General features: G+C 57.0%; 13 protein-coding genes and 1 pseudogene. 9 read left to right on the top strand and 5 right to left on the bottom strand.

Going from position 1 to position 13,175, the window contains the following annotated elements; genetic code table 11:
- The first annotated feature begins 170 nt into the window (after window positions 1-170).
- The 6 genes and pseudogenes from AC1Z3W_RS06105 (at window position 171) to AC1Z3W_RS06080 (ending at window position 4,075) form a co-directional block, all read left to right on the top strand.
- Complete coding sequence (locus AC1Z3W_RS06105) at window positions 171-761, top strand: hypothetical protein (protein ID WP_483507257.1); 591 nt, start codon at window positions 171-173, stop codon at window positions 759-761.
- Window positions 762-793: 32 nt separating this feature from the next.
- A complete protein-coding gene (locus tag AC1Z3W_RS06100; protein WP_483507834.1) occupies window positions 794-1,309 on the top strand; it encodes a hypothetical protein in 516 nt (171 codons plus the stop codon).
- Window positions 1,310-1,337: 28 nt separating this feature from the next.
- Window positions 1,338-1,618: pseudogene (locus tag AC1Z3W_RS06095) on the top strand (hypothetical protein); the annotation flags it as partial.
- 841 nt (window positions 1,619-2,459) lie between these two features.
- Entirely contained in the window at window positions 2,460-2,831 is a 372-nt protein-coding gene (locus AC1Z3W_RS06090; RefSeq protein WP_124498480.1) for a TIR domain-containing protein, read from the top strand.
- A 9-nt stretch (window positions 2,832-2,840) separates the two neighbouring features.
- Window positions 2,841-3,812 (top strand): caspase family protein, encoded by a 972-nt coding sequence (locus tag AC1Z3W_RS06085; protein WP_483507256.1) that lies wholly within the window; start codon window positions 2,841-2,843, stop codon window positions 3,810-3,812.
- A gap of 2 nt (window positions 3,813-3,814) precedes the next feature.
- Entirely contained in the window at window positions 3,815-4,075 is a 261-nt protein-coding gene (locus AC1Z3W_RS06080; RefSeq protein WP_483507255.1) for a hypothetical protein, read from the top strand.
- 47 nt (window positions 4,076-4,122) lie between these two features.
- On the opposite strand, the gene AC1Z3W_RS06075 is transcribed toward AC1Z3W_RS06080, so the two are convergent.
- Window positions 4,123-4,692 (bottom strand): hypothetical protein, encoded by a 570-nt coding sequence (locus AC1Z3W_RS06075; protein ID WP_124498483.1) that lies wholly within the window; start codon window positions 4,690-4,692, stop codon window positions 4,123-4,125.
- Window positions 4,693-5,315: 623 nt separating this feature from the next.
- Here AC1Z3W_RS06075 and AC1Z3W_RS06070 point away from each other — a divergent pair.
- Both AC1Z3W_RS06070 and AC1Z3W_RS06065 read left to right on the top strand, forming a co-directional pair.
- Window positions 5,316-5,783: a hypothetical protein gene (locus tag AC1Z3W_RS06070; protein ID WP_483507254.1), complete on the top strand. Its 468-nt coding sequence runs from the start codon at window positions 5,316-5,318 to the stop codon at window positions 5,781-5,783.
- Between the two features lie 304 nt (window positions 5,784-6,087).
- Complete coding sequence (locus tag AC1Z3W_RS06065; RefSeq protein WP_483507253.1) at window positions 6,088-6,660, top strand: hypothetical protein; 573 nt, start codon at window positions 6,088-6,090, stop codon at window positions 6,658-6,660.
- A gap of 140 nt (window positions 6,661-6,800) precedes the next feature.
- Here AC1Z3W_RS06065 and AC1Z3W_RS06060 read toward each other — a convergent pair whose 3' ends face one another.
- A complete protein-coding gene (locus AC1Z3W_RS06060) occupies window positions 6,801-7,280 on the bottom strand; it encodes a hypothetical protein (protein ID WP_483507252.1) in 480 nt (159 codons plus the stop codon).
- A gap of 18 nt (window positions 7,281-7,298) precedes the next feature.
- A complete protein-coding gene (locus AC1Z3W_RS06055) occupies window positions 7,299-8,177 on the bottom strand; it encodes a hypothetical protein (RefSeq protein WP_483507251.1) in 879 nt (292 codons plus the stop codon).
- Between the two features lie 611 nt (window positions 8,178-8,788).
- Here AC1Z3W_RS06055 and AC1Z3W_RS06050 point away from each other — a divergent pair.
- The gene (locus AC1Z3W_RS06050; protein WP_483507250.1) at window positions 8,789-9,367 is read left to right on the top strand and encodes a hypothetical protein; all 579 of its coding nucleotides are present in this window, start codon (window positions 8,789-8,791) and stop codon (window positions 9,365-9,367) included.
- 490 nt (window positions 9,368-9,857) lie between these two features.
- Here the strand turns inward: AC1Z3W_RS06050 and AC1Z3W_RS06045 are convergent, their stop codons facing one another.
- Both AC1Z3W_RS06045 and AC1Z3W_RS06040 read right to left on the bottom strand, forming a co-directional pair.
- On the bottom strand, window positions 9,858-10,799 hold the full coding sequence (locus AC1Z3W_RS06045) for a formylglycine-generating enzyme family protein (RefSeq protein ID WP_483507249.1): 942 nt from the start codon (window positions 10,797-10,799) through the stop codon (window positions 9,858-9,860).
- Window positions 10,799-13,135 (bottom strand): arylsulfatase, encoded by a 2,337-nt coding sequence (locus AC1Z3W_RS06040; protein WP_483507248.1) that lies wholly within the window; start codon window positions 13,133-13,135, stop codon window positions 10,799-10,801. Before AC1Z3W_RS06040 ends, AC1Z3W_RS06045 begins: the two co-directional genes overlap by 1 nt.
- Between the last annotated feature and the right edge of the window lie 40 nt (window positions 13,136-13,175).

Genomic DNA, 13,175 nt, shown 5'->3' with positions numbered 1-13,175 from the left:
GATACCGGCGCTATGGCTGATTCCCTAGTCCTCAAAATTTCCTCTTAGAACGCTCCGCCGCAAAATCTCGGAATCAGTTGGCTAGATATCAACTTATGTCGAAACATGGTCCGTCGGCGTACATATACTCTATCTCCGAGGCACACGATGCCTCACCTGACTTGCAAGATATGAGCACCAAAGATAAAAATTCCTCCTTACTCGACAACGCGGCAACGAACGTGCGCAACGAAGTCACAGAGACCGCGGTAGCCTTCCTTGTGGACTGCCGGCTGACAGACCGGGACTTGACAGCAGGGATTTGGGAAATGGCATTGGAGTATGCCTACAAGCCACACCCGCGGTTCTGGCGCGACATCGACCTCTCTGCAGTGGTCGAAGCAATCTCCCTCCAATATCCAAATTGGCGGTGCGCTATAGCTACTGGCGGCAATGCCGAAGAGGAAGTCCTGCACGAGGTCGACCTCGCACTTTTTTGCAACGGGTTCTTTGAAGCCATGGCGGAGAAGATGATGGAACTGCCGAAATCGGCTCGTCCGAGGACTGGTGTGGCAGCCTTGCAGTGGATATGCGCGGAATTGGACAGGAACGGACAGGTCGCTGAATTGCTTTTGGCCCAGTTGCCTGAAGTGCAGTGCGGCAAACATGCACTTCTCTTGATGACGTGTCTCGAACAGGCCGAACTGGGACTCGAGATGGTGCGGCTGGGGACTCAAATTGCCCGGTGCTATCGAGAGAAACGCATGGAAGATGCTGCTTAAGGAAAGAGCCTCGCCTGACACCTTTGACGAACATGGTCGATTTCACGGAAGAGCAGATAGCTGCCAGAGAGCTCCGAAACGCCGCATACCACGAAGCGGGCCACAAGATGCTTTACGAGCGCTTCGGCGGCGCTGGCGACGCAGTCGTGTGGAAAAACGAGAGTGGTAATCCAGAGGAGAGCGCGTGGCTCGGCCAGTTCCGTCCCCGCACCTGCCCCGAGGTAATGCGCAAAACAGCGTTGAACCATGGGTTTCCCGCTCCCGAGCTACCTGCGAACTGGAAAGTGCTCGTCGGCATGGCTGGCCTGTTGGCCGAAGAAATCCTGACCGGCGAGACGGATGATACCGGCGCTATGGCGGATTCCCTGGTCCTCAAAATTTCCTTTGGAGAGGCATCGGCCTCCGACCTCGCGCTCATGGGCGTCACGGACACCGAGTGCTGCGGACTGAGCTATGACGTGGTCGATGAAGTCGTGCGGATGCTGCGCGAGGGATGGTCCGTCGTGCAGGAAGAAGCCGAGTATCTGATAGCCTCCGCCGCAAGCTGACCGGCGTGGAATGGAGTGAGACATTCCACGCCTGTGGCATGTGGTCCGGCGATTTTCCGGCAGGCTGGCCATGCGATCGACTCGGACCATCTCGGAATCTCCCAAAAGTTGCGACGCGCGAGCTTGCATTGGACCCGCCACACCCACGAAACACGCGCTCTCGCCTGCGGAGCCGAACTGACGACGGTACGCGATAATCTGCTTCAGGCATCACTCGCTACCACCACTATTTACCTGCGAGCGACGCACCGGCCAGATAAATCAGGCGTTCGCTGTTCGATAGTAAACCAGCCGGCATCGACCGGTTGAATCCGCCCCCCCTTTGGCCTTTCGCCCCAATGCGAGGGCTGCGGCAAGTTTCACACTGGAATGGTCATTGCTGCGTCGTCTCGGGCGGCGAGTCGTCGGCTTTTCTCACCATTCGGGCCGGCTTTGTCCCTGGGAGCAAGGCGCGGACAGCTGACGGTCGCAGCATCGAGCGGGCCAGGCTCGCTATGGCAGCAAAGCGCGTGATGCCCCTGCACTCCAATGAATGGTCGCACCCTTGGGCGGTGCGATCAGGGCGCACCAAAACACAACATGTTGTGCCGCACAATTAATTTCGCATCGTATTTTGTGTGCGGAGTTAACCTCAGACGCTTCGTTTGCGGTAGAGTTTACTCGTGGTTGCACAACGATGTAAAAACTACGGGGTGACGCCACCTGGCCAGCCGCCGAAATCTTGGCAAGCAAGGCGACTGCTTCTTTGGCAATCGTGACTGTATGTCAGCAACTCGCTGGCATGGATCTGTCATGTGTAATTAGGAGCATCAAGCAATGACCGAGAAACTAAAACCCGGGCAAATCGCGCCACGATCTGGCGAGTATGGAATTGTGGGGCCGAGAGGTGGCCAGACCGGGGATGAGCGGACGGCTGTGAAAGGCAAGCCTATGCCGCCTACGCCAAAGCCGGGGCAGAGCTATACGATGGACCGCCCGGCCCACAATGGCGCGGGTAAGCCCAAAAAGTAAGTGCCCTCCTCGGAGACGAGCTCGATCAAGGGCTCATCCCCCTTGACTAAGGCGAAACATTTCAAGCGCGGGCGAACCACCCCGCCCACCATCATACGATGGTGGGCGCACATTTTTCGACGGATTGAATGGAGCACTAATGGCCAACAAGAAAGTGATTTTCGTGGCGTTTGCAATCGAGGACGAGAACCAACGCAACTTCCTCAAGGGGCAGTCCTTGCTCACCAACTCTCCTTTCGAATATATCGACATGTCCGTGAAGGAGGCATATGAAACAGATTGGAAGGAGAAGGTTCGCACCCGGATCAAACGGTCAGACGGTGTCATTGTCCTGGTGAGCAAGAACTCGGCCGCGTCTACTGGGCAGAAGTGGGAAATCGCGTGCGCCAAAGAAGAAGGCAAGAAGATTCTTGGTATTCGGGCCTACCGAGACGATAACAGCACAATCGCTGGAATTACCGTGAAAGACTGGACGTGGGACAACATCAAGGCATTCATCAATTCGCTGTAGGAGTTTGAAATGCGAAAGGCGCTCGTCGTCGGCATCGACTATTACGAACACATCGGCAGTTTAAGGGGCTGCGTCAACGACGCATATGGCGTCAAGACGTTGCTCGAGCGGGATGCAGACGGATCGCCCAATTTCGGAATGAAGCTCATGACTGCGTCGAGCGATCGTGATGCGATAAGTCGCCGGCAACTGAAGGATGCTGTTCAGGAGCTTTTCAGGTCCGATGACGAAGTCGCCTTGCTCTACTTCGCTGGCCACGGGCACGTCGAGTCTACTGGTGGCTACATCTGCGGCAGCGATGTACAACAGGGAGATGAGGGACTCGCGCTGCCTGACATTATCGCGATGGCGACCAACTGCCGAGCGCAACACAAAATTATCATTCTCGATAGCTGCCATAGCGGCTCCATCGGGGATGACACCCTCAATCCTGCCGTTGCTGAAATCGCGGAAGGCATTACCATCCTGACTGCATCAAGCAAGGATCAGTATGCAAGTGAGGAGAACGGCGGGGGCGTATTCACGAACCTGCTCATTGATGCACTGTCAGGAGCTGCTGCCGATTTGCTGGGGCGCATCACCCCTGGGAGCGTATATGCACATATCGATCAGTCGCTTGGAACGTGGAGCCAACGTCCCGTCTTTAAGACGAACGTGAAAAGCTTTGTGTCGCTGCGGCGGGTAGACCCGCCGATCGACCGCGCCATTCTTCGCCGGTTGCCTGAATTTTTCCCGGCACCGGAAGCCACGTATCAGCTCGACCCGGCGTTCGAGCCAGAGCAGCCGAGCCCCGGCCCGAATCCGCAGGCCGACCCGCAAAAGACGGCTGTCTTCGCTTTGCTGCAAAAGATGAATAGAGTCGGACTCCTCGTACCGACGCAGGCTCCCCACATGTACTATGCGGCGATCGAGTCCGATTCTGTTCGCCTTACAGCGCTCGGCGAACACTACCGACGCTTGGCGTCCAAAGACCTAATCTGACTATGCCACCATTCGTTTCCAACGAGATTCTGGAGCAACTCGCCGCAGCCGAGCATGAACGTTGGGCTCACTGGCAACGCTACATGCACAGCAAAGCCCTTCGCAACAGCGACGGGAGCTTGACGATCCCGGCCGAGCTTGTCAGCAGATGGGAAAGACTGATGAAAACGCCATATGCCGAGCTTACCGAGGACGAGCGGCAGAGCGATCGCGAACAGGTACAGCGTTACTTACCGCTGTTCACAAAAGTAGAAAAGCCATAGCGATGGCGAGCCGGCACGAGTTGCTACTTGGCAGTCCGAGTTCGCACTCACTTGCTTGAGCGGATCTCGTAGTTTGCAAACGGTAGGAAGTGGGCGAGCAAGGCGCGCCACCAGCTAATGTGTGTCACATCCTGCGTTTGGCCTCGGGCCCTGGCTAGCTCGTTTTGGCAAATCCGGACGAGCAGGTTATACACCGGCGGTTCTCCGGATTCAATCTCTCGAATTCGGGCACTCCAAGCACTTAGCTGGTCCTCTGTGAAGGCACGCTCTCCGACAGCTTCAATCGCAGCTTCCAGCATCTTGAAGCTTGTCGCCAGCTCACTATGCCGACGAGCTCGCTCCGAAAAATCGAAAATCAGCGACGAGAAAGCAAGTATCGCGAATGGCAGCGCGTAAAACGGATGAGTATCCATGTTCACAAGCTTGACAAACGCAGCGCTGCCAAGAAGAAGTGTGAGGATCTTATCCCAACGGTCAAGAAGACCAAAGAAGCGCTCACGCTTCCGATGGTAAGCGGTCGAAAGTTCGGCCCGATTGAGGATATCGAATCGGCGCGCCCAGAGGTAATCGGCTTGTGAGTCGTCTTGCTGACTCTTTTCCTGGCTCGGGTCGCTCATTGAAAATTCGTTACTTTGACGGCGGCCGCTTTGGGACGGTTACCGGTTGCTGCTGACTCACAACGTAGCCTTGGTTGCTTTCGTTGAGCCGTCCGGTGCGACCAGAAGGCCCGCTTTTTTCGCGTCTGACAGCGCGGTCAGCCGAGTCGCCGACCGGCACTCCACGCTTGTCCCCGCTTTTGTTCTGCTTGTCTGCCATCGTTATATCCATTCCGCGCTATTTCGGCGCGCGATCCGCCGTTGCGTCGTACATTGCGCGGGAACACGATGTTGAGCGCCCACGGCCTTCGAAGCACCGCGTATTTTAACGGGAAATGGATTCGCGCTCCAGTCGAAAATGCAGCGACGCAGACGGAATGATCGCGATACGGTGGACAAGCGACCGAGCAAAGTAAACGTCGGCGCCCAGTGGTCACTCACCTGGGCGTCTCAGTCAAGCCGCCTTCCTTAGTGATATCGCAGCCAATCGGATTCCGGCGATTCACGACCCGGGGGCGGGCAGTAGCGATTTGCGGCAGCGCCCGAAGGACAGCGGTTACAATTCGCTGTGCAGCAAGCCGCAGGCTCAGAAGCCTCGCTTATGACCTTCGCGCGTTTTTCTATCGCTCTCCACTGGGAATAGCATGTCGAAGGTCGACAATCAGGAAGTCTGGCGTGCACGTCAGCACGCTCAATCCGCACTTGAAATCCTTGAAGCCGCAAGCGTTTTTAGCGCAGCCATTGACGCACACCTTGCGAGACCTTGCACGGGAAAAGAACTGGGAATCAGCCTACGAACCACGTCTGGAGATGAGGCATTTAGCCTGCAAACTCCCTACGGTCACGTCGAAGTCGTGTTTGACATGGCAATGAAGAACGGAGCCCTTGTCGGGCGTTACACCTTTTTTTTGCTTCGACCTATTGGCGCAGGCAACCGTGAGGCGTTGCATGTATGGTCCATGCTCATCAACAGGTACTGCGCCGCCACGTGGTCGGTCGACGAAGACTTCGCTTGGTCCTATGCGAACGGAACCACGAACCTCGCTGATCAGATGAATCGCCTCCTTCTGACGATTTTGGCGCATCTCCATCGAGCCGTGCCAACCGTCTAGTGCACCATGTCGAGCATGGGCGCCGCCGAGCGCGCTCTCCTTGGGTCCGTAGTTGCCTTGCGTCTCTCGATGGCCGGCAGCGCGAGGTTGCCGAGCAATATGTCCGCAAGGCTGCCCGCCAGATTGATACTCCTTTTCGTCGACGCATCGAATCCGTCCTTCGCTGGACCCCGAGCGATGAGTAGCACGGCACGTTACTCGGTAAGTATCATCATCCGAGTAGTTTGGGAGCGGTGCCACGGCGAGCCACCCGCATGGACCATGGGAACCAAAAATCTGTCGACTCATGATCGGGAGAACGCAGTTGCAGAAAAACACTATCGACCAAGATTCGGGTCTCGTTACGTCGAGCGAGAAAACTTCCGATGCGCTCAATAACTGGGAACTCCGAGCCTCGGCTTTTAGTTTTGCCATGGTGTTCGCACTCCTCGTTGTGCTGCCGGGATATGACCTGTACGAACACGTCTTGCCGCCGTCATGGCGCGGCACCGCCAACGGCGTGCTTGGAGGCGCAATAGGTGTTTTTGCATTCATCGCATCCAAGCTTCGGGACGATGAACGGTTACGCCTGACCGTACTTGGCAAAGAGCACGCATCAAAGGAGCACGTCAGTTATCTGCGCAACCGCCTGCTGTCGGGAATCCCATCCGGCTTTGTACTCTCAGCCTTGGCTGCCGCATACCTTCCCAATTCGACTGATGCACTACTTACCGCAGCTGGCATCATCGGAGGGGCATCTAGTACGCTGCTCTCAACTGTAGCGTCCGCGGTAGAGACATTCGTCACTAAGTTGGGAAAACCCCGGAAACCCGTGTCAACGTCACGTTCTCCGCGGATCGCTCGAAAGGGCCGAAGTGGTTCAGATCAGGTCCGGTAGATTTGTAGAGACTCGCCCTCATTCCACCGGGATACTACCGACTACGGTCATTGCTACTGCTGCGAAGCTGAACAACGCGTTATCCGCGCGCTTGCGCAGTTCGTCCGGGCGCACGATGCAAAGCAGTTGACCCCAAACGATCAATTGCTCGCAGCCTTGATGCGTTCGAGCGCGAATTCCCCGTAGGTTTTGAAGTCCTGGCCGCGTTTATCCGCACACATCTTGTTCCATATCCTGGCGTTGTTCGGACTGAACTTGAAGTCGCCATGGGTGCTCGTGCCGACCGCATATTCACGGTTCATGCCGCCAAAACCATTGCGGGCGAAATACTCGACGCACGACACCAGGACCTTGTCGTTGTCGGGGATGAACACCGAATGAAGTTTGAACGAGTCCGGGTCCCGCAGATTCGTATAAATGTCCCGGATTACCCCATAGGTGATGACCTGCATCTTCTTGCTTTGCTCGTCTCGCTGCCGCTTTTCCTCTTGCTGCCGTACCTCTTCCTGGCTTGGCACGGCAGCTGCCGGTGATGAGCGTGAGCCCCAGCCTCGAATGAGGCCGCTCAAGGTGGTGAGAATGCAGACGACCAGCACGAGCCCGATGGCTTTGCGTATCATTTTCCCCTCCCACTACCCTCAGAAAGCCGACCGCAAGACGGCTTCATCAAACGCGAGACCTCGCGCCATAAAGTTCTCGTCAGGCACGCTACTCACGGTCAAAACATGCCACGTGCCACCCTGCACATCAGCAAAGACGAACAGCACCCCGGCTGCTTGGCCGACCGATCGCACAAGGACGGACCACACTGTGTGGCCGTCAAAATTGCTCGACTTCGGAGGATTCATTGGCCAATATCCGTCCAAGTGCCTCGAGGCATACGCGGCGAAGACCTGCGGGCTCATCCTAGTTCGGTCCCGGCCAACTACCGCGACGTCACTTGTGCCTTCGTATTTCAGGTAGGTCGTATCCGGACGGGCACCGGCGGGCGGCGTCATCGCATGCCAATGACTATCGAGAAAGGCCGCCCGTCCCAGACCATTGTCCCAGGCGGTGAACGTCGCGGTTTGCGTTGCAACCGTCGGCGCCTGCACGGGTTCGGCGGGGATGGCCGCGGGCGGGGCGGCCGGGACGCTTTCGGCAACCTGGGTAGGCTGCATACTGCGCAAAGTGGCGTCGTCAAGTTGGTCGCCAAACTCACGCGCGTCCCGTCGACTCATCGCCATGTTCATCATGACGAGTCCAATGAGACCTGCTCGAGAGGCGCGGCGCCAGAATTGATGGTCAACATTGGGTGCACAGCACCAGGCCATCCTCATCCATGTCAGCCAGTCGGCTACCAAGACGCCCCCAATGCCAAAAACTAGGGCAGGCGGCGTGCCGAGTGGGTCCCTAAGGATGACGCTCTTGAGCGATGCAATCACAAGGTTATTGACGACAAAGAGAGGTGTCCCGATGAGCCACCATACTTTCCACAGGCGCTCTTCCCCCCTCCACGCTCGCTTGAGCATTTCCATGTTGCCACCCCGTCAGCTTTTTCATTCTTCCCGTGGTATTGATTATGTGGGGTGAGCTCGCAGGACGTAGCGCCTATGCGCAAATCCTCTCCCCTATCTCCAAGCGTGCCATGCGATGTGTTGCAGTGGTATTGGCGTAATCCATTGGCGGAAAATCGGTTGTGACTTCATCAAAGGGTACGACCGTCGAACCGTGGGGCGGGAATATAAACGGAATATGAAAGAGCTTTTGCTCGATGTCTTAGTGACGTTCAACAAACGGCTGGAATTGAAACCCACCAAGCCGGTTACAGCCTTTTCGCGCGCTTTGCTAGATCGAACTATGAAAGTCAGTCAGCTGCGCTCATGGCCTACAAATATGCAGCACGCAAGCTGCACTGAGCGGCGTGCCCCACAAATGTCAAGCGTCAAATCTAGGCACGCGCGTTGAGCGGACAATCGCGCTACTTTGAGCGCTCGATCACAGGGTTTTACTGTGTTTGCGAGCAAAAGCTCAGTGCAGGTGGGTGCGCTCAGTGGTAGCAGCCCGCAACTAAGCGGAGGCAAATATAAGCACTGCCATGCCACAGCCATGCAGCTATACCTGCCAAGCCCACTCATCCGCGTATCCCATGCAACTCAAAGCAGCTCGAGAGGCCCACGCTGGAACCGTCGACGCGCTGGTTTCTTTCATGACCGACTGCCGAATCGACGCATCCAGCCTGACCGCCGCCACACTTTCCCTCGCGCTTGAATACGTCTACCAGCCCCACCCACGCTTCTGGCGGGACTTCAACGTGGCATTCCTCGTCCGGGCGCTCACTCTGTGTGTCCCTGATTGGCGCGCCGCCACCAATAGCGCGGGTCATGCCTCAAGAGGCGCGACAAGGCTGCTCGCGGATGTCGGGGAATACATGCGCGCCAATGCCTTCGACGAAGCGAATGCCGAAATGCTGCGGGCGCTGCCCTGCCACATGCGACCAACGGATGGCGCCGCCGCGTTCGACTGGATTTCTGCCCAGCTGGCCAGGAAAGGAATGACTGCGGAACTCGAGTTCGCGCGGCGAGACGGCGATGTCTGCGGCGACGGAGCGCTCGATGTTTTGCACTGCCTTGAGGAAGCGGCAGTCGGACGAACCGTTGAAAAGACTGGGACGCTCGTCGCGAAGGTGTATCGCGACGCGGTGATGAGGGAGCATGCAGTGCACTGAGCCACCAGGACACCGGGCTCGACGCATCCATTTGGAAGCAGCACACGGACGGGCCGCCACCACGACTGGAACGCCGGTGGCGCGTACCACACCTCCGTCTAGGTTATCGGGCAAGCCGCATGCACCGCCATGCCAGACGGAGACCTTTCTCACGGCCACGCAGCACGATTCCCGCCAGCCGACAATTACCGTGATCGAGCAAGCACGGCCGTCGCCGCGTCATTCGGCACGCCGCGCCGCACTGGGACAAACCGTCGCGTTGCGTTGCTCGCTCGGACATCACGTCGAGCCACTCGCAAGCCCCGTTGATTCCGAGACGTTCTATCGCCGCGTGTCACGATCATCGGCGCGCAAACGCGCTCGCTGGTCGACATGATCGGCAACCAGCGCGGCCATCCGGTGCGCGACGACGAAATCGGGGCCGGACCCGCATCATGCTGCGCAAGAAGGGCAACATCAGCAGCGCTGAATACGCGGGGTAGGTCGAATTTTAAGGGCACCGAACAACACACCGAAACCCTACGTGTGACGTTGATGTATCTATTGGTTGCGGATAGCGTGCGGCCGGACGATATCGCTGGCAATAGTTTGCGGCACACAAGTGCGAACCGCCCTTCAGCACTCGACGAACAATCCGCGGGTGCAGGTACGGCTCTCGACCAACTGGGTCTATTTTCTCTGGCACGCAGCAACATCCGCTCTTCTCCGCTGCAGGTTCTACGTCAAAGGTTGAAGCCGTCCATTCCCAGACGTTACCGATCATGTCGTAAAGACCATAACCGTTGGCCGGAAACGACCGTACGGGTGAAGTTCGGTCGTATCCATCGAGGCGGAGATTTTCCACGGGAAAGCGGCCTTGCCAGTAATTCGCCATGAACTTTCCGTCTGGAGTAAGTTCGTCTCCCCAGGCATAGTCCGCCGCATCAATGCCCCCTCGCGCAGCACGCTCCCATTCGACCTCTGTTGGGAGCGCCTTGCCGGCCCAACAGGCATATGCTTCGGCATCCGCGGCAGTCACGTGCACAACCGGATGCTCCTGCAAACCGTCCAGGCTTGACTCGGGTCCGGTCGGATGGCGCCAATCTGCCCCAAAGACGTAGCACCACCAGCGAAAGGGATCTGACAAGTCTGGGCATGAATCCGGCGAGACGAATACCGACGACCCGGCCCTCAACATTTCGGGCGAGGCGTCGGGATATTCCTCCCGCGTCGGAGCCCGCTCGGCGAGCGTCACATAGCCTGTCGCTGCGACAAATCGCGCGAATTCAGCATTGGTAACCGGTGTTTCATCAATCCAGAAGTCAGCCGCTTCGGCCAGTCTGGAAGGCGCTTCTTCCGGATAATGATGATCGGATCCCATCGAGAAGATACCGCCGGGGATGAAATTCATCCCCTGGCGGCCCTTCCCTATTTTCGCGTCAGCATGTGACATCAATGCTCGGTTCCTTTGCCATCGATCAACTTCAAATCAACCTTGTTCACGGTGCCGTTGAACTCGAACGGCGCCTGGTACCCGTCAATCAATGCAGTTCCATAGCTGCGACCGATTCCAACGCCTTCCGGTACGAAAAGAATTGGTACGGTCCTCGGAACAGTACGGGTTCCCACTACCTGCCCGTCAATGACAAGCGTAGCGTCTGCCGCGGCACCGAATCCAGGCTTCGCCGCGAACTTCACGGAGACGCTATGCGCGCCAGCAGACAGTCTGGAGGGGGCGTCAATACGAGTCAAGTCGTCGTCAAGAAGCGAGGCCTTGTAGATGAATGCCAGACGACCGTCAAACATGAAAATCCCATATCCGCCGAAATAACCGCCTTGCTTGAAAATGGTTCCATTCCCGGCGTTGTCCTTTGGCACAAACAATGAGGCTGTCATTTCCCAAGATTTATTTAGCAAATCAGGGAAAGCCTGATCAGGAAGACGCTCCGAACCCGGCAGGTATTCGAACGAAGTACGACCGTTGACGACATATGGACGCAGAAACGACGGCGCCCGACCCATAAGGTTGTTGCTCAGCGGGTACACATGGTCTTTCCGCGCCGCAACGTCGAAGTCATTCTGAAGTTCAGCGAGCTTTTGTGGGTATACGTTCGCGACATCCTTCGCTTGCGAATAGTCACTTTTCAGATCGTATAACTCCCACTTGTAGCTCTTCGGATCGGGGCGATCCTTGGAGCGAATCCACGGCAGTACACCGGGCGTCGTCGACGCAATCCACCCATCCTTGTAAAACGCCCGGTTTCCGAGCATCTCGAAGTATTGCGAATGATGCGTCGACGGCGCCGTGGGATGATCGAAGGTATAAAGCATACTCACGCCATCGAGCGGCATCTGCTTTACTCCATGCACACTCTGCGGAGGTGTAATACCTGCTGCGGCATAAAGCGTCGCGGCAATGTCGACAACATGGTGGAATTGGCTACGCAGCCCGCCGTGATCCTTTATTTCTTTCGGCCAACTGATCACCAATCCATTACGCATTCCGCCGAAGTGCGACGCGACCTGTTTGGTCCATTGGAATGGCGTGTCCATCGCCCATGCCCATCCGACCGGGTAATTTTCGAATGTCTTGGGGCCACCGAACTCGTCGAGTCGAGAAGCCATCCACTCCACGCTAGCACGGTCTGGATTGATCGTATCGGCAAGCGTACCCTGCAAAGTTCCCTCCCCGCTTGCACCGTTATCGCCCTGGATATAAACGATCAGCGTATTGTCGTAACGCCCTTCGCGCTTGAGTTCGGCAATTACACGTTGCAACTGGTTATCAAAGTACGAAAGCTGAGCCGCATAGACCTCCATCATGCGTGCAGCAACCTTCTTCGCATCGGGAGAAAGCGAATCCCAAGCGGGAATCTCCTTCGGTCGCGGCGTCAGGAGCGCATCCTGCGGAACGATGCCGAGACGCTTTTGGCGCGCGAAGGTTTCTTCTCGCATGGCATCCCACCCCTGATCGAATTTGCCCTTGAACTTCGAGATCCACTCCTTCGGTGCCATGTGCGGTGAGTGAGCCGATCCTGGAGCAAGATAAGCCAGAAATGGCTTGTCCGGCGTCACACTATATTGACTACTGAGCCACGCCACCGCATGGTCGGCCAGATCATGGTCCAAGATATAGCCCGGCGTCGTCGGCGGCTCCACGAATCTGGTGTTTTCAACCAACGCAGGAGAAAACTGATTAGCGTTCCCACCAATGAATCCGTAAAAATAATTGAAACCGAGCCCCACCGGCCAGCGATTGAACGGGCCATTCGGCGTCACCTCCCACTGCGGGATATTATGGTCTTTGCCAAACCATGCCGTGTCGTATCCATTTTCCTTGAGCACCTCCCCGATGGTCGCTGCGGAGTCCGGAATGACTGATGTATACCCATCACTATCCGTGGCAAGATCCACCACAGTGCCTGTATTCACTTCGTGATGGTTGCGCCCGGTCAGCAGTGCCGCACGTGTTGGCGAGCACATGGCGGTTGTATGGAACTCGTTGTAGCGCAAGCCCTCTTTCGCGAGTTCGTCATAGGTTGGCGTTGGGATGGATCCCCCGAACGTGCTGCTTGCGCCGAACCCAACATCGTCCGTCATCACGAGAAGCACGTTCGGCGCTCCAGCCGGAGCCTTCGGGGCGTTAGGCGGAATGGGTTTAAACGGCGAAAGCGGCACGTTCCCCGCATTCTCCGGAGTCTGCGCGCACGCGTTCGACGCGAATTCAGCACCTGACAGTGCCAACGAGATCGAGAGGAACAATGCGGTAAGGCGAAGGGAGCTCGGCATTTTTCTATCGAAGCGGAATAATTTTGACATCGTTCAGGCG

The sequence above is a fragment of the Burkholderia sp. 10_S31 genome, assembly GCF_056930375.1.
Note: the sequence above shows the minus strand (reverse complement) of the source record. Positions and strands in the feature narration are given on the sequence as shown.

Coding starts and splice junctions, on each gene's coding strand:
- AC1Z3W_RS06085 (WP_483507256.1), top strand. CDS start 2,841: ATGCGAAAGGCGCTCGTCGTCGGCATCGACTATTACGAACACATCGGC.
- AC1Z3W_RS06080 (WP_483507255.1), top strand. CDS start 3,815: ATGCCACCATTCGTTTCCAACGAGATTCTGGAGCAACTCGCCGCAGCC.
- AC1Z3W_RS06070 (WP_483507254.1), top strand. CDS start 5,316: ATGTCGAAGGTCGACAATCAGGAAGTCTGGCGTGCACGTCAGCACGCT.
- AC1Z3W_RS06090 (WP_124498480.1), top strand. CDS start 2,460: ATGGCCAACAAGAAAGTGATTTTCGTGGCGTTTGCAATCGAGGACGAG.
- AC1Z3W_RS06040 (WP_483507248.1), bottom strand. CDS start 13,135: ATGCCGAGCTCCCTTCGCCTTACCGCATTGTTCCTCTCGATCTCGTTG.
- AC1Z3W_RS06100 (WP_483507834.1), top strand. CDS start 794: ATGGTCGATTTCACGGAAGAGCAGATAGCTGCCAGAGAGCTCCGAAAC.
- AC1Z3W_RS06075 (WP_124498483.1), bottom strand. CDS start 4,692: ATGAGCGACCCGAGCCAGGAAAAGAGTCAGCAAGACGACTCACAAGCC.
- AC1Z3W_RS06055 (WP_483507251.1), bottom strand. CDS start 8,177: ATGGAAATGCTCAAGCGAGCGTGGAGGGGGGAAGAGCGCCTGTGGAAA.
- AC1Z3W_RS06105 (WP_483507257.1), top strand. CDS start 171: ATGAGCACCAAAGATAAAAATTCCTCCTTACTCGACAACGCGGCAACG.
- AC1Z3W_RS06045 (WP_483507249.1), bottom strand. CDS start 10,799: ATGTCACATGCTGACGCGAAAATAGGGAAGGGCCGCCAGGGGATGAAT.
- AC1Z3W_RS06060 (WP_483507252.1), bottom strand. CDS start 7,280: ATGATACGCAAAGCCATCGGGCTCGTGCTGGTCGTCTGCATTCTCACC.
- AC1Z3W_RS06050 (WP_483507250.1), top strand. CDS start 8,789: ATGCAACTCAAAGCAGCTCGAGAGGCCCACGCTGGAACCGTCGACGCG.